This is a genomic window from Streptomyces sp. Act143, assembly GCF_003143935.1.
GTDB lineage: Bacteria > Actinomycetota > Actinomycetes > Streptomycetales > Streptomycetaceae > Streptomyces.
The window spans coordinates 2,626,087-2,647,833 of the sequence record NZ_QFRX01000001.1 but is presented as its reverse complement, the minus strand read 5'-3'; the positions used below and the strand labels follow the sequence as shown (position 1 = coordinate 2,647,833).

The following is a 21,747-nucleotide window of genomic DNA, read 5'->3' as shown; positions in this document are numbered from 1 at the left end:
GATGACGCCGGGGTCATCCGATCGGTTGACCTGCGGGGGTCGCGCCGCCGGTGACAATGGAGGTGTTTGCCCAGTTCAGCGTGCCCGGTTCAGCTCCCACGGCCGGGACGGAAGGGAGGCGGGCCCTGATGCCGGACCGCCCGGACGAACCGAGCGCCGTGGACACCCGGTGGCTCGGCGCCGTCCTGCACGCGGCGTTCTTCCTGCTGCTCGGCGGCGCCCTCGCCCGCTTCCTGCTGCGCCACCCCGGCGAGCCGCGCACGCCGTGGATCATCGCGCTGTGCGGGGTGCTCGTCGTCCTGCATCTGCTGGGACCGAAGGCGGGCAGCCCGGGGCCGCGGCATTCGGCCTGGCTGGCGCTGGTCGTCGTGGTGTGGATGGTGCTGGTCGTGCTCGCGCCCAGCTTCGCCTGGTGCGCGGTGCCCCTCTTCTACACCGGCCTGCGTACTCTGCCGCCCCGGGCGGCGCTGGTGCTGGTGACGGTGCTGACGGTGTTCGTGGTCGCCGCGCAGGTGCAGCTCGCCGGGGACTTCGACCCGAACCTGGTGCTCGCGCCGCCGGCCGTCGCCGCCCTCGCCACCGCCGTCTTCCTGCAGATGGAACGGCAGACCGACCGCCAGCGCGCGCTCATCGACGACCTGATCCGCACCCGCCGTGAACTCGCCGCCTCGGAGCGCCGCGAGGGCACCCTCGCCGAGCGCGAGCGGCTCGCCATGGAGATCCACGACACGCTCGCCCAGGGCCTGTCCAGCCAGCGGATGCTGCTCCAGGCGGCGGACCGGGTGTGGGACGGCGCACCGGACAAGGCGCGCGCCCATGTCCGCACCGCCGCCTCGGTCGCCGAGCACAATCTCGCCGAGGCCCGCCGTTTCGTGCACGACCTCGCCCCCGCCGACCTCGCCCGCGGCGGCGGCCTCGACGCGGCGCTGCACGCCCTTGCCGCCCGGGAGTCCGGGGCGCAGCTGACCGTACGGGTCCATGTCGACGCCGACGGGGACCGGCTCGCCCGGCTGCCGGACCGCGTGCAGTCCGCCCTGCTGCGGATCGCCCAGGGCGCCCTGGCCAACGTCCGCGAGCACGCCGGGGCGAGCGGCGCCGCGCTCACGCTCACGCTCCTCGACGACGAGGTCGTCCTGGACGTCTCCGACGACGGCCACGGCTTCGACCCGGCCGCGCCGCCCGACGCACCCGGTGCCGGGCGCGGGCACGGGCTGCCCGCGATGCGGGCGCGGCTGCGCGCGCTCGGCGGCACCCTGACCGTCGAGTCGCGCCCCGGCGAGGGCACGGTCCTGTCCGCCGCGGTCCCGCTGGAGGCCCGCCGATGAGCGCCGCCGATCCCCCAAGACGCACCGATGGCCTTCGCCGAACTGGAAACGCACCGATGACGACCACAGCCCCCTTGGAGACGCCGTGACGACCCCGCCCCCTGGCCGCTCCCGTGTGCGCATCCTGGTCTGCGACGACCATGCCGTCGTGAGGGCCGGACTGCTCGCGCTGCTCGACAGTGCCCCGGACATCGAGGTGGCCGGGGAGGCCGGGACCGGTGAGGAGGCGCTCGCGCTGGCCGCGAAACTCACGCCGGACGTGGTGCTGATGGATCTCCAGCTGGGCGAGGGCATCGACGGCGTGGAGACCACCCGCCGCCTCACCTCGACGTCCGGTGCCCGCCCCCACGTCCTGGTGCTGACGACGTACGACACGGACGCCGACATCACCCGTGCGATCGAGGCGGGCGCCACCGGCTATCTGCTGAAGGCCGAGCGCCCCGACGAGCTGTTCGCGGCGATCCACGCCGCCGCCGAGGGACGTACGACGCTGTCGGCGCCGGTCGCCGGGCGGGTGATGGCCAGTCTGCGCCGGCCCCGGCCCGCCCTCACCGACCGCGAACGCGACATCCTGGCCCAGCTGGGCCGCGGCATCGGCAACCGCGACATCGCCCGCGCCCTCTACATCAGCGAGGCCACGGTCAAGACCCACCTGCGCCGCATCTACGACAAGCTCGGCGTGGACACGCGCGCGGGCGCGGTGGCCGTCGCCAAGGAACGGCGGCTGCTGCCCTGACGGTTTCCGGCCCCCGTGGCCCGCGCCACCCGTGTCGTCCCGGCCGCCGCCCCGCCCGGACGTACCGTGGGGGACGGCCGCGACGGACGTCGCGGCGTGGAACCCTGGGTGGCGCGATGTGTTGGAGTGCGACGGCCGACCTGGTGGCCGGGACCGCGGTCGCGGGTGTCGGCGTCGCCTGCGTGGCGCGGGTGCGCGATCCGCGCGATCTCCCGCTGGCCGCGCTGCCGTTGCTGCTCGGGGCGCATCAGATCGTCGAGGCGCTGGTGTGGAACTCCGGCGGCGGCAGCGGGGCCGCCACGGTGGTGTGGGCCGTCATCGCGCTGCCGGTGCTGGCCGCGGGGGTGCCGATGGCCGTGTGGTGCGCGGCTTCGTCGCGGGCCCGGCGCCTGCTGTCGGTGCCCGTGGTGATCGGCGCGGCGACCGGCGCGGCCCTCGGCCGTGCCCTGGCCGCCGGCCCGGTGACGGCCGAGATCCGCGGTCACACCATGGGCTACTCGATCGGCCTGTCCCACGCTCCCCTGCTCATCGCCGGGTATCTGCTGGCGACCGTGGGTTCGCTGCTGCTCTCGGGCGACCGGCGGCTGTTCGTGCTGGGGGTGCTGGTGGCCGTGGGGGCGGTGGTCTGCGCGGCGTTGTGGCGGCTGGAGTTCGTCTCGACGTGGTGCGCGCTGGCCGCGCTGTGCTCGGTGGTGGTGCTCCGCTGGGTGCGGTCCCGGCCGCGGGGCGGTCCGGTTTCGGTCTGACGCCGCCGATCTTTCCGGAGCGGCCTGCGCACCGCGCCTGCGATGGACCAGGATGAGCGGGTCATGCACCCGCACGTCACCGACCGTCGCGCGCCGCTGCCCGTCCTGCGGGCCGCGGTGTTCGCCGTCGTCGGCTCCGTGCTGGGGGTGGGCGCGCACCATCTGATGGGCGCGGAGGCCGTGCCGTGGGCGCAGGCGTCGACCGTGGCCTGCGGGCTCTTCGGGCTGGGGCTGGTCGGCGTGCGCCGGCCGCGGCGTGTGGGCACGGTCGTGGCGTGCAGTGTGGCGGGGCAGTCGGGACTGCATCTGTGGCTCACGCTCACCCCGCACGCACCGCGGGCCCACGTCCATCACGGCGGTCACGCGGACGGGCCGGAGCCGCTGCACGACTCCGTGGCCATGACGGCGGCCCATGCGCTGGTTGCCGTGCTCGTCGCGGTGGTGCTGCATCGCGCGGACACGGCCTGCTGGACGCTGGCCCGGGGCATGAGCGTGGTGCTGGCCGCGGTGCGGGCCCATGTGGCCGCCGCCCGGGCGGTGTTGACCCGGCCGCGGGTGGCCCGGCGGCTCGGGGTGCCGGCTCCGGTGGCGGCGGAGCGTGCGGCGCCGGCGCCCCTGGGGTGCGTTCTCGCGTATGCGGTGGTGCGGCGGGGGCCGCCGCCGGGTCGGACAGCTCTCGTCAACTGACCCGATCGGGCCGCGCGTTCGGCTGCGCCGTGCGGCGGCCCGCCATACCCCCCTGCCAGGAGACACCCATGTCCCGCATCACCCGCCGTCTGTCCGTCGCGGCCGCCGCCGCGGCAACGGCCGTACTGTGCACCGCCGTTCCGGCCGCCGCCCATGTGGAGGTCGAGTCGGACCACGCGCAGGCCCTCGCCGAGAACGCCGAACTCGCCTTCACCGCCGAGTCGGAGTCCGCCACCGCCGGGATCTCGCAGATCCGCGTGGTGCTGCCGGAGGGCATCGCCCCGTCCGACGTGACGTACGGAAAGGGGCCCGAGGGCTGGAAGTTCAGCGTGACGGACGACGGCTACACCGTGAAGGGAGCGGCCCTGAAGGTGGGGGCCGACGCCGAGTACTCCGTCGTCGTACGGCAGTTGCCCGACGCGAAGGAGCTCGCGTTCAAGACGCTCCAGACCTACGGGGACGGCAAGGTGGACCGCTGGATCGAGCTCGATGAGGGCGGTGACGACGACGGGCACGGGCACGGGGAGGGCAACCCCGCCCCGGTGCTGGAGCTGAAGGCCGCCGCGCCGGGCGCGACGCCCGTCGCCCCCTCCCCGAGCGCGGCTGCGAGCGGGTCGCCGACGCCGACCGCCGAGGAGTCCAGCGCCGCGCCGGCACCGCAGGCCGCCGACACGGAGCAGGACGACGACGGCGGCCTGTCCACCGGTGTGTGGATCGGTCTCGCGGCGGCGGTTGTCGTCGTGGCCGCGGCCGTCGCGTTCGCCGTACGGCGCCGGGGCGGCGCCCGGCAGTAGTCCGCCGCCCTGCCGCCCCAACGGCCCCCGCAGCCCGGCGAGTTCGGGCTGCGGGGGTTCGTCGTGGCGGTCCGGCGCGGGGGCTGGTCAGGCGCGCGGTTCACCGGGACGATCCGGGGGGACACCGACCGACCGGCGCGGAGGAGTGCCCCGATGAAGGCCATCGTCCAGTATGCGTACGGCTCCACCGAATCCCTGCGGCTGCGGGACGTCGAGCGTCCCGCGCCCGGCGGCGACGAAGTGCTCGTGGCGGTGCGCGCCGCCGGCGTCGACCCGAGCGTCTGGCATCTGATGACGGGGCGGCCCTACATCGCCCGGCTCAGTCCCGAGCTCGGGCTGCGCCGCCCCGCGCACGTGGTGCGCGGCTGGGACGCGGCCGGGCGGATCGAGGCGGTCGGCGAGCGGGTGACCGGGTTCAAGCCCGGGGACGAGGTCTTCGGCCAGTGCGACGGCTCCTTCGCCGAGTACGCGCGCGCCAAACCCGAGCAGCTCGCCCCGATGCCCGACGGCCTCTCCTTCGCGCAGGCCGCCGCCCTCCCCGTCTCCGGCGTGACCGCGCTCCAGGCGCTGGACACGGCCCTCCCGGAGCCGGGCTGCAGGGTGCTCGTCATCGGCGCCTCGGGGGGCGTGGGCACGTTCGCCGTGCAGCTCGCCGCCCACTACGGGGCCCGGGTCACCGGGGTGTGCGGGCCCGGCGCGGCCGATCTGGTCCGGTCGCTCGGGGCGGTCGACGTCATCGACTACACGCGCGAGGACATCACCGACCGTCCGGTCCGCCACGACCTGATCGTCGATGCCGCCGGGAACCGTTCCCTGACCCGGTTGCGCCGCGTCCTCGCCCCGCGGGGCACGGTCGTCCTCGTCGGCGGCGAGACCGGCGGCCCGGTGCTGGGCGGCCTGGACCGCTGGGTCCGGGGTCTGGTGCTGTCCGTTTTCGTGGGGCAGCGGCTGCGCCCGCTCTTCGCCCGTACCCGGCAGCCGGACCTCCTGCGGCTCAAGGCTCTCGCGGAGTCGGGCGCCATCACCCCGGTGATCGACCGCGCCTATCCGCTGGACGAGGCCGTGGCCGCCGTACGCCATCTGGAGAGCGGGCATCCGCGGGGCAAGCTCGTCGTCACCGTCTGAGCACCTCAGTTCCCCGTCGGGGGTTCCAGGCGGCCGAGCCAGGTGGTGAGCAGCCTCTCCAGGGTCTCGGCCTCGGCGGGCGTCAGCAGGTCGAGCAGCCGTCGCTCGTTGCGCATGTGGTCGGTGAAGGCCTGGTCGATCAGTTCGCGGCCGGGGCGGGTCAGGGCGACGATCCGGCCGCGCTGGTCGTCGGCGGAGCGGCGGCGGGTGACGAGCCCGGCCCGCTCCAGGCGGTCGATGCGCTTGGTCATCGCGCCGGTGGTGACCATGGTGTGCGCGGCGAGTTCGCCGGGGGCCCGTTCGTAGGGCTCACCGGCGCGGCGCAGCGCGCACAGCACGTCGAACTCGCCCTCGCCGAGGCCGTGACGGCCGTAGACGAGGACGAGTTCCTCGGTGAGCCGGTCGGCGAGGCGGTGCAGCCTGCCGATCACGCCCTGCGGGGTGACGTCGAGGTCGGGCCGTTCGCGGCGCCAGTCGGCCTGGATGCGGGCCACGCGGTCCGGCGGCAGCCGGTCTTCCATGGACATGGACCTCATATTAGCTTCCCCGGAAGTTACATTAGCTTCCCGGGAAGTTATATTGGCTTCCATGGAAGCGAATAGCCGATGGGTGGCCCTGACCGCGGTCGCGCCGGTCGCCTGGGGCACGAACTACTACGTCACCCACGAGTTCCTGCCGACGGACAGCCCCTTGTACGGGGCCGCGCTGCGGGCACTGCCCGCCGGTCTCGTCCTGCTGGCGCTCGCCCGGCGGCGACCGCGCGGAGTGTGGTGGGGGCGTTCCGCGGTGCTCGGGCTGCTGAACGTGAGCGTGTTCTTCGTGCTCGTCTACGCCGCCTCCCAGTTGCTTCCGACGAGCGTGGCCTCGACCGTCATGGCGGTGTCCCCGCTGACGATGATGCTCATCGCCTGGTCCCTGCTCGCCGAGCGGCCCGGCACCGCGCATCTCGTCGGCGCCGCGACCGGGCTCGCCGGGGTCGGTCTGATGCTGTTCACCGGCACCGAGGGAGTGAGCGTGCCCGGGGTGCTGGCCTCGGCAGGCGCCATGCTGGTGTCGGCCTTCGGCCACATCCTGACCAAGCGATGGAACGCCGGCGGCGCGGTGCTCGCCTCGACCGCCTGGCAGCTCACCGCCGGTGCGCTGTTCCTGCTCCCGGTCGCGGCGGCCGTGGAGGGCCCGCCGCCCGCCCTGTCCGCCTCGGCGCTCCTGGCGTTCGGCTATGTGTCGGTCGTCGCCACGGCGCTGGCCTTCACGATGTGGTTCGCCGGGCTGCGCCGCCTGCCCGCGGGGACGGTCGGCCTGATCGGCCTGCTCAATCCCGTGACCGGCGTCCTGCTCGGCACGGTGGTCGCGGGCGAGGCGCTGACGGTACGGCAGTTGTGCGGGCTGGGGCTGGTGCTGACCGGGGTCGCGCTCGGCCGCCCGGGACGCGCGAGGCCGTCGCCCCGGCCCGCGCCCGTCGCCTGCGACGCCCCTTGAGACAGGGCAAGGTGGAGGGGTGAGCGAACGGCACTTCGACGTGTGGGCCGCCGGCGACGCCTACGAGCGGTACATGGGCCGGTGGAGCCGGCGCGTGGCCGACGCGTTCGTCCGATGGCTGGACGGTCCGCCCGGCGCCCGTTGGCTGGACATCGGCTGCGGTTCGGGGGCGCTGACCTCGACGGTGGCCGTACGGTGCCGGCCCCGGTCCGTGCTGGGCGTGGAGCGGTCCGCCGGGTTCGCGGCGACGGCACGCGCCTCCGCTCCCCCGCCGGCGCGTGTCGTCGTGGCGGACGCCGAGGCGCTGCCGGTGCGGGACGCGGTCTGCGACGCGGCCGTCAGCGGGCTGGTGCTCAACTTCCTTCCCGCGCCCGGCCTCGCACTGGCGGAGGCGGTCCGGGTGGTACGGCCCGGCGGTGTGGTGGCCGCCTACGTCTGGGACTACGCCGGGGGCATGGGGTTCCTGCGCCACTTCTGGGCCGCCGCGACCGCGGTCGACCCGTCGGCCGCGGCCCACGACGAGGGCCACCGCTTCCCGCTGTGCGAGCCGTCGGCGCTGCGTCCGCTGTGGGACGCGGCGGGGCTGACCGAGGTGACGGTCACGCCGGTCGAGATCCCGACCCTGTTCACCGACTTCGACGACCTGTGGGCCCCGTTCCTGTCCGGCCAGGGCCCGGCCCCCGGGTACGTGGCCGCCCTCTCCCCGGCACTCCGCGAGGAGCTGCGGCGGGCGCTGCGGGAGCGGGTGCCGGTACGGGCCGACGGGACGATCGCCCTCACGGCTCGCGCCTGGGCCGTGAAGGGACGCAAGGAAGGCGTCGGCGCGGCGTGACCGTGATCCCGCACGCCTCCAGGAGCCGCACCCTGTCCTCGAAGCGGGTCGGATCCGACGCGGAGGGCACACCGTAGAGCGGCCAGACGCCCAGGGCACCGGTTCTCGCCGGTCAGGCCGTTCCGCCTCCGGCCGCTTCCACTCCTGTGGCGATCGTCTCCGGTCCGCGGGAAGCGCGCGGCCCTGGGCCCTCACAGCCGTACGACGATCAGCGCCGTGTCGTCCGTCGCCCCTTCCGGCGGCAGCAGTTCCAGCAGGACGGCGTCGGCCATCGCCGCCGGTTCGGCCCCGCGGTGCCGGGCGAGGGAGTCCGCCAGCCGTTCCAGCCCGGCGTCGATGTCCTCGCGGCGGCGTTCCACCAGCCCGTCGGTGTACAGGACCAGCGTGTCGCCCGGGGAGAAGCCGGCCGTCGCCTCGGGGCGCGGGACGGGGTCGGGGCTGGCGTCCAGCGGCGGGTCCGTCGCCGCGTCGAGGAACTCCACCCGGCCGTCGGCGTGGACGAGCGCCGGCGGGAGATGGCCGGCGCTGCTGTAGGTGACGGTGCGGGCGTCGAAGTCGACGAACGTCGTGACCACCGTCGCGGACTCGGCGCCGGGCACGACATGGGCGTACCGGCCCAGCACGTCGAGGGCCTGCGCCGGCCCCTCCGCCACCCGGGACGCGGCGCTCAGTGCACTGCGCAGCTGACCCATCACACAGGCCGCCCCCAGCCCGTGCCCGACGACGTCGCCGACTGCCACGCAGATGCGGTCGCCGCCGATCCGTTCCACGAGGTCGTACCAGTCGCCGCAGACGTTCAGCGCGCCGACGGCGGGCCGGTAACGGACGGCGGCCCGGTGGTCGCGCACCTGCCGCGGCGCCGGGAGCATCGCCTCCTGGAGGGCCAGGGCGACCTCGCGCTCACGGGCGTGGGCCTTTCTCAGCCGTTCGTTGACCTCCTGCAACTCCCTGGCCCGGATGTACAGTTCGGCCTCCAGCGCACGGGCCCGGGTACCGACGGGGCCGCCGCGGTCGCGGATGAACTCGGTGACCTCCTCCACCCGGTGCACCAGCAGGGCGACCTTCCCGTCCGGACCGAACACGGGGGCGTTGACCGGGCTCCAGTAGCGCTCCTCCCAGCAGCCCGGCTGCTCCAGGGACTGGACGTCGTAGCGCTGCACCGCCATGGTGTCGCGCTCGCCGGTGGCCAGGACGCGGCTCAGGGAGGCGGCGAGGTTGCGCATGCCGGAGGCGGCCGGGTCGTCGGGGTTGTCGGGAAAGACCTCGAAGAGGTAGCGGCCGACGAGTTGCTCCCGGGTGCGCCCGGACATGCGGACGAACTCCTCGTTGGCGTCGGCGTACACCAGCTCGGGGGTCAGGACCGCCACCATGCCGGGCAGCGCCTGGAACACCGCTGCGTAGTCGATCCCAGCGTCCGTCATTGGCCCTGCCGCCTCACTGCCGATATCGCGTCACTTCCCACCATATGAGCCGCCGGGCGGGATGCCCCTCCGACGGCAAACTCCGACCGTTCCCGACTGTTCCCGCGACCTTGCCAGCTCGTTCCCGGCCCGTCCGCGCCCGGATATCCGGTTGCTCCCGGCCCCTCGTCCGGGGCTAGATTCGGCACATGGCAGACATCCAGGGCTCGTACGACGACCTGTTCCTGGCCGTGCCCAACGCACTGGCCGCCTTCCTGGACGAGGGGGACGCCGGCGGCTCGGCCGCGGTCTTCGTGAACGGCGAGGCCGTGGTGGATGTGTGGGGCGGCTTCGCGGACGCCGGGCGGTGCACGCCGTGGCAGCGGGACACGATCGTGAACGTCTTCTCGGTGACCAAGACGATGACGGCGCTGTCCGCGCTGGTTCTGGCGGACCGGGGCGAGCTCGACCTGGACGCGCCGGTGGCCCGGTACTGGCCGGAGTTCGCCGCGGCGGGCAAGGAGAAGGTGCTCGTCCGGCACCTGCTGTCGCACACCGCGGGCCTGCCCGACTACGACGGGCCCGTGGCCGAGCTCTACGACTGGCCCGCCGTCACGGCCCGGCTCGCGGCACTCGCCCCGCAGTGGGAGCCGGGCACCGCGGCCGGGTACCACTCCCTCACCCAGGGCTACCTGGTGGGCGAGGTCGTTCGCCGGATCACGGGCCGGACCCCGGGCACGTTCTTCGCCGAGGAGGTGGCAGGTCCGCTCGGTGCCGACTTCCGGATCGGTGTGGGCCCCGAGGACGACCACCGGGTCGCGCTCGCCGTCCCGCCGCCCTCGTACGACGAGGACTACACCGCGAGCGCTCAGAACGCGGACCCCGAGCCCGGCACCGCGACCGCGCTGCGGGTCCGGGACGCCAACAGCACGGCCTGGCGCCGGGCCGAGATCCCCGCGGCCAACGGCTACGGCAACGCCCGCTCCGTCGCCCTCGTGCAGTCCGCGATGGCCTGCTCGGGCACGGTCGGCGGAGTGCGGCTGCTGTCCCCGGCGGGCTGCGAACGGGCCTGGGAGGAGCAGTTCGACGGCGAGGACCGCACCCTGGGGATGCAGATGCGCTGGGGTCTCGGATACGGCCTGTTCGGTACGACGTACGGCTGGGGCGGCTGGGGCGGGTCGCTCGTCATGGTCGATCCCGCGGCCCGTATGGCGGTCGCGTACGTGACCCAGCAGATGCGGGAGCCCGCGGACGACCAGCGGGGCCTGGAGATCGTGTCGGCGGCCTACGAAGGGCTCCAGGGGCTCCTCACCTGACACCGGGGGGCCGGTCCCCCGCCCGCTGCTTTTTCCTCGCCTCCGTCCGGGTGCGCCTCCGGCGTCTCGTGGCGCATTCTTGCTGTGTCGCCCGAGCGGCGGCACAGCGACGAGGCAGGGCCGATGACTGGGAGCGGCGAGGAAGCGCACCGGGCGCCGGGACCGCTGGCCGCACTGCTGATCGACGCCTCGACGGAGGCGATCGGCGCGGCCGGGGGGCACGCCGGCGGCATCTACCTGCGTTCGCACACCTCGGGCGTGCTGCGGCTGGCCGTCCTCGCCGGACTGCCGGGGCCGCTGTTCAAGCCCTGGTGGCGGGTGCACGCCGACCGCCCCTTCCCGGTCGCCGACGCCTACCGGCTCGGGGTGCAGGTGGTGCTGCCGAACGCCACGGAGACGATGCGCCGCTATCCGCAGTTCGCGGCGGGCCTGCCGTTCCAGTTCGGGTCGCTGTACGTCCCCGTAGCCGGGGCGTCGTCGACGTACGGCGTGCTGACCGTGCTGCGGCCCGCGGCCGCCGACGCGGCCGAGGTGCTGCCCGCGCGGGAGCGGCTCACGCAGGTGGCCGAGGAGCTGGCCGCACGGCTGGAGGACCACCGAGAGACGGTCGCCTGGGACGGCGAGCCACTGTGCGTACGGCCGCCGACCGCCCACCCGTCCGGGGGGCGGCTCGGGCGGTTCGCCTGGGACCCGGCGACCGGTGTGGTCACCGCCGACGCGCCGCTGCACGCCCTGCTCGGCGTGGCGCCCACCGAGTTCGACGCGACGGTCCAGGGGCTCGCGAAGGCCGTGTCCCCGACGGACGCGGAGCGGGTGCTGGCCGCGCTGCAGGAGACGGCCGCGAACCGGCCTCCGCCCTCGCTGCCGCTGTACGTGCGGGCCGCGGACGGCGGTCTGCGGCTCATGGAGTTCTGGACCCCGGACCCTGACCCCGGTCCCGCCGGGTCATCGAGGCCCTCCGGGGCCTTCGGAGCCTCCGGGTTTTCCGGAGCCTCCGGGACTGTCGGGCCCTCTGCGTCCTCCGGGGCCTCTGCGTCCTCCGGGGCGGGTGTCCGGCCCGTGCGGGGGTTCGTGCTCGATCCGGGTCCGTCGGCGGCGGGTGACGCCGCCGCCGACCTGCTGCCGGAGGGCGTGTTCTGCCTGGACCGGCTGGGGCTGGTCGCCTACGCCAATCCGCGCGCCGGACAGCTGCTGCACCGGCCGCGTGACCTGCTGCTCGGGCACTCGCTGTGGGACGGCGTGCCCTGGCTGAACCAGCCCGACTTCGAGGACCATCTGCGCAGCGCCCTGCTGTCGCCCGACCCGGTCCACCTGCGGGTGCGACGGCCGCCCGATCCGGCGCAGGACTCCTACGAGGGCGACTGGCTGGCGCTGTCGGTCTACCCCGGCCCCGACGTGCTGACCTGCACGGTGCAGCCCACCAGCCGGATGCCCGGCGCGGACGAGGCCGCGGAGGGGGCCGCGGGCGGGGGCGCGGACGCCGCCGGCGCGTCCTCGCTGGCCCCGCTGTACCGGCCGATCGTCCTCGCCATCGCCCTGACCGAGGCCGTCACCGCCCGTCAGGTCTCCGCCGTGGTGATGCGGGAGCTGCTCCCGGCCTTCGGCGGGCGGCGGCTCGCCCTCTACCTCCTTCAGGACCGGCATCTGTTCCTGGCCTGGGAGTCCGGTTTCCCGCCGGGGTTCCTCGCCCCGTTCGACGGGGTCGGCCTCGACGCGCGGCTGCCCGGCGTCGAGACGCTCACCACCGGCCGGCCGCTCTTCTTCGACTCCATGCAGCAGCTCTCCGCCGCCTACCCGGGCATCCCGCTGGACGCGACGGAGGGCGCCCGCGCCTTCCTGCCGCTGATCGCCTCGGGGCGCCCGGTCGGCTCCTGCATCCTGGGCTTCGACCGGCAGCGCAGCTTCAGCGGTGAGGAGCGTTCGGTGCTCACCGCGCTCGCCGGGCTGATCGCGCACGCCATGGAGAAGGCCCAGCGCTACGAGAGCGAGGCGGCGCTCGCCCGGGGGCTCCAACAGGCCCTGCTGCCGAGGCGGTTGACGGACCACCCGCTGGTGGAGACGGCCGGCCGCTATCTGCCGGGCACCCAGGGCATGGAGGTCGGCGGGGACTGGTACGACGTCGTCGAGTCCGGGGACGGGCTGGCCCTGGTGATCGGGGACGTGCAGGGGCACGGAGTGCAGGCGGCGGCGACGATGGGGCAGCTCCGCAGCGCGGTCCGGGCGTTCGCGCTCAGTGACCGGCCGCCGGACGAGGTGATGAGCGGCACGAACCACCTCCTCATCGACCTCGACCCCGGCCAGTTCGCCAGCTGCTGCTACATCCGGCTCGACCCGGTCACCGGCCTCGCCCGGGCGGTCCGGGCCGGCCATCCGCCGCCCCTGCTGCGCAACGCCGACGGCTCCACGCGCGTCCTCGACCTGCCCGGCGGCGTCGTCCTCGGCGTCGACGCCGGGGCCCGCTACCCGGTCACGGAGCTCCAGGTGGAGCCCGGCGCCGTCCTCGCGCTCTACACCGACGGCCTCGTCGAGCGGCCCGGCGTCGACATCGACGACGGCATCAGCGCCCTGCGCGTCGCCCTGGCCCGCGCCGGCACCCCCGCGACCCGCCTGGCGGGCCTGGCCGACCGCCTCACCACCACGGCCCGCCACACCGCCGACCGCCCGGACGACATCGCCCTGCTGCTCGCGACCCGCCGCGAACGGCGTCGCCGCGCCTGAGCACCCCCGGGAGCACACCGCACCCGCCCCACCGACCACAGCCCTCGCGCCACCCTCATCGACGACCACCCGGGCCACCCGTCGGCACACCCCCACCCACCACACCCCGCCCGCCCCCGACGACGCTGTCGAGGTGTCGTGCAGGTCGTGTCACAGCCTGTGACGCCTCTCGCCTCCTGGGGCCGTGCAGTGTAGACATGGCACATGGCCCGACTCTCGCAGCGTGACGCAGGCCGGTCGCGGCGCGGGCGAGCCGAGGTGCGGTCGGCGCTGGGCGGACGCAGCGTCGCCGGACAGGTGTTCGTTCTCCAGGTCGTGATCGTGCTGCTGCTGGTCGTGGCCGCCGTGGTGGCGCTGGTGCTCCAGGTACGGCACGACAGCACCACCGAGGCCCGCAACCGCTCGGTCGCCGTCGCCGAGGCGTTCGCCAACGCGCCCGGCACCCGCGAGGCCCTGAGCGCTCCCGACCCCACCGCCGTGCTGCAACCGCGGGCCGAGGCCGCGCGCAAGGCGACCGGCGTGGACTTCATCGTCGTACTCAACACCGACGGCATCCGCTACACGCACCCCAAGCCCGACCGCATCGGGAAGAAGTTCGTCGGCAACCTCGCCCCCGCGCTGGCCGGGCATGTGGTGACCGAGCAGATCGAGGGGACCATCGGGCCGCTGGTGCAGGCCGTGGTGCCGGTCAAGGACCCGGACGGCAAGGTCGTCGGCGCGGTGTCGGCCGGGATCACCACCGAGCACGTGGGCGGGACCGCGGACCAGCAGCTGCCGCTGCTGATCGCCATGGCGGCCGGCGGACTGGCGGTGGCCACCGCGGGCACGGCCCTGGTCAGCAGACGGCTCCAGCGCCAGACGCACGGCCTCGGTCCGCACGAGATGACCCGGATGTACGAACACCACGACGCGGTGCTGCACGCCGTGCGCGAGGGCGTGCTCATCGCGGACGGGGAGGGGCGGCTCCTGCTCGCCAACGACGAGGCGCAGCGGCTGCTCCATCTGCCCGCGGACGCCGAGGGCCGGCAGGTCCGCGAGCTCGGTCTCCCGCCGGACACCGCCGACCTTCTCGCCTCGGGGCGGGTCGCCACGGACGAGGTGCATTTGGTCGGCGAGCGGCTGCTGGCGATCAACCAGCGGGCGACGGAGCTGGAGGGCGGCCCGGCGGGCACGGTGGCGACCCTGCGCGACTCCACGGAGCTGCGGGCCCTGTCGGGCCGGGCGGAGGCGGCGCGGGAGCGGCTGAACATGCTCTACGACGCCGGGGTCGGCATCGGCACCAGCCTGGACGTGACCCGCACCGCCGAGGAGCTGGCGGAGCTGGCCGTGCCCCGGTTCGCGGACTTCGTCACCGTGGACCTGTTCGACGCGGTGCTCGGCGGCGGCCAGCCGGACGCGGGAACCGAGCTGCGGCGCACGGCGTTCAGCGGCATCCGCAAGGACGCGCCCCTGTATCCGGTGGGCGAGCGGATGCGGCTGGTGGCGTCCGCCCCGCAGGCCCGGGCCCTGCGTTCCGGGCAGGCGGTCCTGGAGTCCCGGCTGGCCGAGTCGCCGGGCTGGCGGGCCCAGGACCTGGAACGCACCGCGCTGGTCCTGGAGTTCGGCATCCACTCACTGATCACCGTGCCGCTGCGCGCGGGCGCGCTGGTCCTGGGCGTGGTCAACTTCTGGCGTTCGCAGAAGCCGGAGCCCTTCGACACCGACGAACTGGCCCTGGCGGAGGAACTGGTGACCCGGGCCGCGGTCTCCATCGACAACGCGCGCCGCTACACGCGCGAGCACACCATGGCAGTCACGCTCCAGCGCAGCCTGCTGCCCCGCAACCTGCCCGAGCAGAACGCCCTGGACATCGCCTACCGCTATCTGCCCGCGCAGGCGGGGGTCGGCGGTGACTGGTTCGACGTGCTGCCGCTGTCCGGTGCCCGGGTGGCCCTGGTGGTCGGCGACGTCGTCGGTCACGGTCTGCACGCGGCGGCGACGATGGGGCGGCTGCGCACCGCGGTCCACAACTTCTCCGCCCTCGACCTGCCGCCCGACGAGCTGCTGGCGCTGCTGGACGAACTCGTCGGCCGCATCGACCAGGACGAGACCCAGGAGGGCGACAGCGCCCCGGTCACCGGCGCGACCTGTCTCTACGCCGTCTACGACCCCGTCGCCCGGCGCTGCACCGTCGCCCGCGCCGGGCACCCGCCGCCCGCGCTGATCCATCCCGACGGCAGCGTGGAGTTCCCGGACGTGCCCGCCGGGCCGCCGCTGGGCCTGGGCGGCCTGCCGTTCGAGACGGCCGACCTCGAACTCGCCGCGGGCAGCCGGCTGGTGCTGTACACGGACGGGTTGGTCGAGGACCGGGAGCGGGACATCGACGTGGGTCTGGAGCTGCTGGCCGCCGCTCTGGAGCGAGCCGGGCAGACGCCCGAGGAGACCTGTCAGGTGGTGCTCGACTCCAAGCTGACGGCCCGGCCCAGCGACGACATCGCCCTGATCGTGGCCCGCACCCGGGCGCTCGACGCCGCCCGGGTCGCCGAGTGGTCGGTGCCGTCCGACCCCGCGGCGGTCGCGCGGGTGCGCGCGGACGTCACCCGGCAGCTGGCCGAATGGGGCCTGGCGGACCTGGACTTCACCACCGAGCTGATCCTGAGCGAGCTGGTCACCAACGCGATCCGCTACGGTGGTGAGCCCATCCGGGTCCGGGTGCTGCACGACCGCAGTCTGATCTGCGAGGTCTTCGACAGCAGCAGCACCTCGCCCCATCTGCGCTACGCGGCGATGACGGACGAGGGCGGCCGGGGGCTGTTCCTGGTCGCGCAGCTCGCCGAGCGCTGGGGGACGCGCTACACGCCCGAGGGCAAGGTCATCTGGGCGGAGCAGCCCCTGCCGTAACGGCACTTGTTGTTCGTTGGTACGAACCTTCGGCGGGAAGGGTGTTCTTCGCGCGCGCCATCTGATAGTAAACCTTCCTATCAGTGTCAGGAACGGCCCAACTCCCCACCCCCCACCTCCCTTTGGAGCCGCCGTGAAGCACCCCGCGCGCACCTCGCGCCGTACCCTCCTCGCCCTGCTCGGCGCGTCCCTCGCGTCGGCCCCGCTCCTCGACTCCCCTGGCGCCGCGGCCCTTCCTGCCGCGGTCGGACTCGACGACCCGGCGAAGAAGGAGATCGCCATGCAGCTGGTGTCGAGCGCGGAGAACTCCTCGCTCGACTGGAAGGCCCAGTACCGGTACATCGAGGACATCGGCGACGGCCGCGGCTACACCGCGGGCATCATCGGATTCTGCTCCGGCACCGGCGACATGCTCGACCTCGTCGAGCTGTACACCGACCGCATGCCCGGCAACGTCCTCGCCCGCTATCTGCCGGCCCTGCGCCAGGTCGACGGCAGCGACTCGCACGCCGGGCTCGACCCGGACTTCCCCCGGGACTGGCGCCGGGCCGCACAGGACACGGAGTTCCAGCGGGCCCAGAACGACGAGCGCGACCGGGTGTACTTCAACCCGGCCGTGCGCCAGGGCAAGGCCGACGGGGTACGCGTGCTCGGGCAGTTCGCGTACTACGACGCCCTCGTCATGCACGGCGACGGGGGCGACCCGACCAGCTTCCGCAACATCCGCAAGCGGGCGCTGAACCGGGCCAAGCCCCCGGCGCAGGGCGGCGACGAGGTGGCCTGGCTCGACGCCTTCCTGGACGCCCGCGTGTGGGCGATGAAGCAGGAGGAGGCCCACAGCGACACCAGCCGTGTCGACACCGCCCAGCGGGTCTTCCTGCGCAAGGGCAACCTGAACCTCGATCCGCCGCTGGACTGGAAGGTCTACGGGGACAGCTACCACATCGGCTGACCGGAAGCCGGAGGCTGCCTACGGGCGTTGTCCGACGCGGTCGACAACGCCCGACTCCGCCCGGGCCCGCATTTCGTCGTACGGGTCGCGATACTTCAACCGGCCATCGACCAGGTACCCGGTGCTGCCCTCCAGGCTGCGCCCCAGGAAGCCGTAGCTCCGGGCGCCGAAGACGAACGCGAAGTCGAACGTCGGGTGGGCGACGGCGACACCCCTGCGGCCGAGTGCGTCCACGACGCGCCGGTCGGTCCGGATGCCCGGAATCCGCGCCACGGCCTCGAAGGTGGCGGCCTCCAGTCCGGGCGGCATGGCCCGCGGCACCGCGAAGAGCTGGACGGCGGTCATGAACGCGTCGTCGTCCCCGGCCGTGCCCGTCCGCAGCCGCTCCAGGAGCTCGGCCGGGTCCGTCGGCCACTTCGCCAGGGCGGTGTACGCGGTCGGCGGCCACCTGACCTCGTCCGCGCCCAGCGGGGGGTCGTCGTGGACCTTCCCGTACTCCTGGCGCCTGGACGGCCGGGAGCCGTCCACGGAGGTCCAGCTCTCGTCCGTCCAGGTCCGCACCTTCCCGCCCTTCCTGTAGGTCCGGACCGTGCGGGTCCTGGTGTAGAAGTACTGGTCGCCGCGGGGGACCGGCAGGCCCGTTGTGTCGGCCCGCGTCCGGTCCGCGGCCTTGTGCAGCAGCTCCGCCGCGCTCAGCGTGGCCATCCGCGGGCTCTGCGCGTCCCGTTCGGGCCGTGGGATCGCAACCGCCCAGCGCCTCGCGCAGCTTCGCCCGTGCCCGGTGCAGCCCCGAGCGCACCGTGCCCACCGGTATGCCGAGCGCCTCCGCGGCCTCCGCGTGGCCGAGGTCGCCCCAGGCGATCACCAGCAGCACGTCCCGGTACCGGGACGGCAACCCGGCGAGCGCGCCCGCCAGTTCGGCCCGGGTGCGCTCGGCGCCCACCCGGGCCGTCACCCGGTCCGCCAGCGCCTCGCCGCCGTCACCGCGGCACGCGCGAGCGCCCTGAGCCGGCGCGCCTCGGCACGCCGGTGCCGGCCGACGAGGTTGGTGACGATCCCGTACAGCCACGGGCGGGCGTGCGGCCGCGTCAGGTCGTAACGGCGGCGCTGCTGGAAGGCGAGGACGAAGGTCTCGGCCATGAGGTCGTCGGCGGTCTCGGTGCCGAGCCGCCGGGACACGTACCGGTGGATGTCGTCGTCGTACCGATGGAAGAGGAGCCCGAACGCGTCGGGTTCCTCCCAGGACCGTTCCACGACCGCGGCGTCGGAGAGTTCGTCGTCGGAGGCGACGGCGGGCGCTCCTCGACGTACGCATCGCCTGTCGGTTTCATTCGGTCTCCCCGGGGTCACGGGCATGGTCGACTGCTGTTGCCCGAACCCCGTGATCGGGTTCCCGGAGGGTGTGAGAGGGTGCTCGCGCGGCCCGAGTCGGCTCATAAAGTAGCCTTATGAGCTCATAGATCGGACCCGCGTACCGACTTAGGCTTGCCTTAGCTTAGGCTTCCCGACGAGATCGCTTGTCGCCGCTCGAAGGGAACCTGATCATGCCCCGCCCCCTGCGGGTAGCCATCGTCGGAGCCGGTCCCGCCGGTATCTACGCCGCCGACGCTCTGCTCAAGTCCGACGTGGCCACCGAGCCCGGTGTGTCCATCGACATCTTCGAGCGGATGCCCGCCCCGTTCGGCCTGATCCGGTACGGCGTCGCCCCCGACCACCCCCGCATCAAGGGCATCGTCAAGGCCCTCCACCAGGTCCTCGACAAGCCGCAGGTCCGCCTCTTCGGCAACGTGGACTACGGCACCGACGTCCACCTGGACGACCTGCGCGCGTTCTACGACGCGGTGATCTTCTCCACCGGCGCCATGGCCGACCGCGAGCTGAAGATCCCGGGCGTCGAACTCGACGGCTCCTACGGCGCCGCCGACTTCGCCTCCTGGTACGACGGCCACCCGGACGTCCCGCGCACCTGGCCGCTGGAGGCGGAGAAGGTCGCAGTCCTGGGCGTGGGCAACGTGGCACTCGACATCTCCCGCATCCTCGCCAAGTCGGCGGACGAGCTGCTGCCGACCGAGATCCCGCCGAACGTCTACGAGGGCCTCAAGGCCAACAAGGCCGTCGAGATCCACGTCTTCGGCCGCCGTGGCCCGGCGCAGGCGAAGTTCAGCCCGATGGAGCTGCGCGAGCTCGACCACTCCCCCAACATCGAGGTCATCGTCAACCCCGAGGACATCGACTACGACGAGGGCTCGATCGCCGAGCGGCGCGGCAACAAGCAGGTCGACATGGTCGCCAAGACCCTGGAGAACTGGGCGATCCGCGACGTCGGCGACCGCCCGCACAAGCTGTTCCTGCACTTCTTCGAGTCGCCCGTGGAGATCCTCGGCGCGGACGGCAAGGTCGTCGGCCTGCGCACCGAGCGCACCGAGCTGGACGGCACCGGCAACGTCAAGGGCACCGGCCAGTTCACCGACTGGGACGTCGACGCCGTCTACCGCGCGGTCGGCTACCTCTCCGACAAGCTGCCCAAGCTGCCCTGGGACATCGGCTCCGGCACCGTCCCGGACGCGGGCGGCCGGGTCCTCCAGGAGAGCGGCGAGCACCTGCAGTCGACGTACGTCACCGGCTGGATCCGGCGCGGCCCGGTGGGCCTCATCGGCCACACCAAGGGCGACGCCAACGAGACGGTCGCGAACCTGCTGGACGACTTCGCGGGCGGCCGTCTGCAGACGCCGGACTCCCCCGCGCCCGAGGCGGTGGACGAGTTCCTCGCCGAGCGCGAGATCCGCTTCACCACCTGGGAGGGCTGGTACAAGCTGGACGCCGCCGAGAAGGCGCTGGGCGAGCCGCAGGGCCGCGAGCGCGTGAAGATCGTCGAGCGTGAGGACATGCTCAAGGCCAGCGGCGCCTGAGCGAGTTGGCGCAGCCAGCAAGGGGCCGGGGCAGCACTCCCCGGCCCCTTCGCGTGTTCAGCGGTGCTCGACGGTGACGACGATCTTCCCGATCTGCGAGCCGGCCTCCAGGTAGCGGTGCGCCTCGGCGATGTCCGCCAGGGCGAAGGTCCGGTCGACGACCGGCGCGAGGACCCCCGTGCGCAGCCCGGACGAGACGAACGCCTCGGCGCGGCGCAGCCGTTCGGGGTCGCGGGTGGTCTCGTGGAGGGTGTAGGTGCGCATGTTCAGCGCGGGCATGCCCAGATCGAAGCCCGGATACGGGGTCGGCTGTCCGCTGAGCGCCCCGTACAGCAGCAGTGTGCCGCCGGGCGCGACCGCGCGGGCCAGCTCGACCACGCCGGGGCCGGCGACGGCGTCGAAGACGAACTCGGCGCCCCGCCCCGCCGTCCGGCCGAGGATCCGGTCGGCGACGTTCTCCTCCCCGGTCACGATCACGTCGGCCGCGCCCGCCTCCCGCAGCGCCGCGGCCTTGGCGCGGGTGCGCGTGGTGGCGACCGGGACGGCGCCGACGCTGCGGGCGACCTGGATCGCGGCCAGGCCGACGCTGCTGGAGGCGGCGGTCAGGACGACCGTGTCCCCGGCGCGCATCCCGCCGACCTCCACCAGTGCGCCGTACGCCGTCACGTACGGCATCCACACGGCGGCGCCCGTCACCGCGTCGAGCCCTTCGGGACGGTGGAGCACCGCCCGGGCGGGCACGATCGCGCGCTCGGCGTAGACGCCGTACTCGTTCATCGAGAACGCGGGCACCACGCTGACCGGCTGCCCGGCCGCGAATCCCGTGACCCGTGGGCCGACGGCCTCGACGACGCCCGCGGCCTCGGCGCCGAGCCGGGCGGGGAACTCCTTGACGGGTTCTATGTACTGCCCGCTGCGGAACAGGACCTCGGCCCGGTTGAGGCCGATCGCGTCCACCCGGATCAGCAGTTCGCCCGGGCCGGGGTCCCCCACCGGCACGTCCTCCAGCCGCAACACCCCGGGCCCGCCGACCTCGTGGAACCGCACCGTCGTGACCATGGTTCTTCCCCCTTCGACCAGGCAAGGTAGTTCGACAAGTGTCGAACTACGATGCCCATCGTACTAGAGGGGATTCACAACCGGTCGAGATCCCCCGTCGTGCGCCCCAGGCAGGCGACCGGCCCCGGATCCGGCACCGGGATCTCACGGAACCCCAGGCGGTCGTAGAAGGCCCGCGCCGGAACGTTGGCCGTCGCCATGACCAGGTGGACCGCCGGGACCCCGCGCTCCCGCAACGCCTTCAGGAGCGTGCGCATGAGTTCCCGGCCGTAGCCGCGGCCCTGCCACTCGGGGAGCAGGTCGATGTGCAAGTGGGCGGGGTAGGGGGCGAGTTCGGGGACGACCATGCGCTCGGGGTCGTGCAGGAGCCGGATCATCAGCTCCTCCGGGGCGCCCGGAGCCGCGCTGCCCTCCGGGTAGCGGCCGGCGACGAGCGGGAGCCATTTGGCGCGGAACTCCGCGGCGAAGCGCGGGGTGTCGGCGGCGCCGAGGATGTACCCGACGGCCTGCCCCCGACCGTCGTCGAGCACGAAGGCGAGGTCCGGCTCCAGCTCGACGTACGGTTGCGCGAAGATCACCGGGAGGATGCCCGGATCCGTGTAGACGGGCCTGGCGTCCAGGCCGTTGTGCGCGGTGCGGATGCAGATGTCGTCGAGGGCGGCCCGGTCGCCGGGGTGGTACCGGCGGATCACTGCTGGCGAAGTCATCGCAGCATCCTGCCCAGTTGGGAGCGCTCCCACAAGTCTGCCGCCCCCACACGGCCGCCATGAACCGAAGATCGCCTGTTAG

General features: G+C 73.9%; 17 protein-coding genes and 2 pseudogenes. 13 read left to right on the top strand and 6 right to left on the bottom strand.

What is annotated here, in order from left to right; translation table 11 throughout:
• Positions 1-128 precede the first annotated feature (128 nt).
• The 6 genes from DI272_RS11865 to DI272_RS11840 all read left to right on the top strand — a co-directional run bounded on the left by DI272_RS11865 (position 129) and on the right by DI272_RS11840 (position 5,413).
• Positions 129-1,325 carry a sensor histidine kinase gene (locus DI272_RS11865; RefSeq protein WP_109495329.1) on the top strand — a complete coding sequence of 399 codons (1,197 nt, stop codon included), beginning with the start codon at positions 129-131 and terminating at the stop codon, positions 1,323-1,325.
• Between the two features lie 85 nt (positions 1,326-1,410).
• A complete protein-coding gene (locus tag DI272_RS11860; RefSeq protein WP_109495328.1) occupies positions 1,411-2,061 on the top strand; it encodes a response regulator transcription factor in 651 nt (216 codons plus the stop codon).
• A gap of 116 nt (positions 2,062-2,177) precedes the next feature.
• The gene (locus DI272_RS11855; protein WP_109495327.1) at positions 2,178-2,807 is read left to right on the top strand and encodes a DUF6629 family protein; all 630 of its coding nucleotides are present in this window, start codon (positions 2,178-2,180) and stop codon (positions 2,805-2,807) included.
• A gap of 42 nt (positions 2,808-2,849) precedes the next feature.
• A complete protein-coding gene (locus DI272_RS11850; protein WP_258314530.1) occupies positions 2,850-3,494 on the top strand; it encodes a hypothetical protein in 645 nt (214 codons plus the stop codon).
• Positions 3,495-3,562: 68 nt separating this feature from the next.
• Positions 3,563-4,288 carry a DUF1775 domain-containing protein gene (locus DI272_RS11845; RefSeq protein WP_109495326.1) on the top strand — a complete coding sequence of 242 codons (726 nt, stop codon included), beginning with the start codon at positions 3,563-3,565 and terminating at the stop codon, positions 4,286-4,288.
• Positions 4,289-4,441: 153 nt separating this feature from the next.
• Positions 4,442-5,413 (top strand): NAD(P)-dependent alcohol dehydrogenase, encoded by a 972-nt coding sequence (locus tag DI272_RS11840; protein WP_109495325.1) that lies wholly within the window; start codon positions 4,442-4,444, stop codon positions 5,411-5,413.
• Positions 5,414-5,418: 5 nt separating this feature from the next.
• On the opposite strand, the gene DI272_RS11835 is transcribed toward DI272_RS11840, so the two are convergent.
• On the bottom strand, positions 5,419-5,934 hold the full coding sequence (locus DI272_RS11835) for a MarR family winged helix-turn-helix transcriptional regulator (RefSeq protein WP_109495324.1): 516 nt from the start codon (positions 5,932-5,934) through the stop codon (positions 5,419-5,421).
• A 67-nt stretch (positions 5,935-6,001) separates the two neighbouring features.
• On the opposite strand from DI272_RS11835, the gene DI272_RS11830 reads away from it, so the two are divergent.
• Both DI272_RS11830 and DI272_RS11825 read left to right on the top strand, forming a co-directional pair.
• Positions 6,002-6,892 carry an EamA family transporter gene (locus DI272_RS11830; protein ID WP_219933846.1) on the top strand — a complete coding sequence of 297 codons (891 nt, stop codon included), beginning with the start codon at positions 6,002-6,004 and terminating at the stop codon, positions 6,890-6,892.
• 19 nt (positions 6,893-6,911) lie between these two features.
• Positions 6,912-7,724, top strand: coding sequence for a class I SAM-dependent methyltransferase (locus DI272_RS11825; protein ID WP_109495322.1), 813 nt, complete (start codon positions 6,912-6,914; stop codon positions 7,722-7,724).
• Positions 7,725-7,915: 191 nt separating this feature from the next.
• Here DI272_RS11825 and DI272_RS11820 read toward each other — a convergent pair whose 3' ends face one another.
• Positions 7,916-9,145, bottom strand: a complete 1,230-nt coding sequence (locus DI272_RS11820) for a PP2C family protein-serine/threonine phosphatase (protein WP_109495321.1) — start codon at positions 9,143-9,145, stop codon at positions 7,916-7,918.
• A gap of 188 nt (positions 9,146-9,333) precedes the next feature.
• On the opposite strand from DI272_RS11820, the gene DI272_RS11815 reads away from it, so the two are divergent.
• The 4 genes from DI272_RS11815 to DI272_RS11800 all read left to right on the top strand — a co-directional run bounded on the left by DI272_RS11815 (position 9,334) and on the right by DI272_RS11800 (position 16,990).
• A complete protein-coding gene (locus tag DI272_RS11815) occupies positions 9,334-10,440 on the top strand; it encodes a serine hydrolase (RefSeq protein WP_109495320.1) in 1,107 nt (368 codons plus the stop codon).
• A 123-nt stretch (positions 10,441-10,563) separates the two neighbouring features.
• Positions 10,564-13,158, top strand: a complete 2,595-nt coding sequence (locus tag DI272_RS11810) for a SpoIIE family protein phosphatase (RefSeq protein ID WP_109495319.1) — start codon at positions 10,564-10,566, stop codon at positions 13,156-13,158.
• Positions 13,159-13,362: 204 nt separating this feature from the next.
• A complete protein-coding gene (locus DI272_RS11805; RefSeq protein WP_109495318.1) occupies positions 13,363-16,038 on the top strand; it encodes a SpoIIE family protein phosphatase/ATP-binding protein in 2,676 nt (891 codons plus the stop codon).
• Between the two features lie 133 nt (positions 16,039-16,171).
• The gene (locus DI272_RS11800) at positions 16,172-16,990 is read left to right on the top strand and encodes a chitosanase (protein ID WP_109495317.1); all 819 of its coding nucleotides are present in this window, start codon (positions 16,172-16,174) and stop codon (positions 16,988-16,990) included.
• Between the two features lie 18 nt (positions 16,991-17,008).
• Here DI272_RS11800 and DI272_RS11795 read toward each other — a convergent pair.
• Both DI272_RS11795 and DI272_RS11790 read right to left on the bottom strand, forming a co-directional pair.
• Positions 17,009-17,767: pseudogene (locus DI272_RS11795) on the bottom strand (CU044_5270 family protein); the annotation flags it as partial.
• A pseudogene (locus DI272_RS11790) lies at positions 17,688-18,346 on the bottom strand (RNA polymerase sigma factor); the annotation flags it as partial. The pseudogenes DI272_RS11790 and DI272_RS11795, both read right to left, overlap by 80 nt.
• A 188-nt stretch (positions 18,347-18,534) precedes the next feature.
• On the opposite strand from DI272_RS11790, the gene DI272_RS11785 reads away from it, so the two are divergent.
• Positions 18,535-19,899, top strand: a complete 1,365-nt coding sequence (locus DI272_RS11785; protein ID WP_109495315.1) for an FAD-dependent oxidoreductase — start codon at positions 18,535-18,537, stop codon at positions 19,897-19,899.
• Positions 19,900-19,956: 57 nt separating this feature from the next.
• Here DI272_RS11785 and DI272_RS11780 read toward each other — a convergent pair whose 3' ends face one another.
• Positions 19,957-20,958 carry a zinc-dependent alcohol dehydrogenase family protein gene (locus DI272_RS11780; protein ID WP_109495314.1) on the bottom strand — a complete coding sequence of 334 codons (1,002 nt, stop codon included), beginning with the start codon at positions 20,956-20,958 and terminating at the stop codon, positions 19,957-19,959.
• A 74-nt stretch (positions 20,959-21,032) separates the two neighbouring features.
• Positions 21,033-21,665 (bottom strand): N-acetyltransferase, encoded by a 633-nt coding sequence (locus DI272_RS11775; RefSeq protein ID WP_109495313.1) that lies wholly within the window; start codon positions 21,663-21,665, stop codon positions 21,033-21,035.
• Between the last annotated feature and the right edge of the window lie 82 nt (positions 21,666-21,747).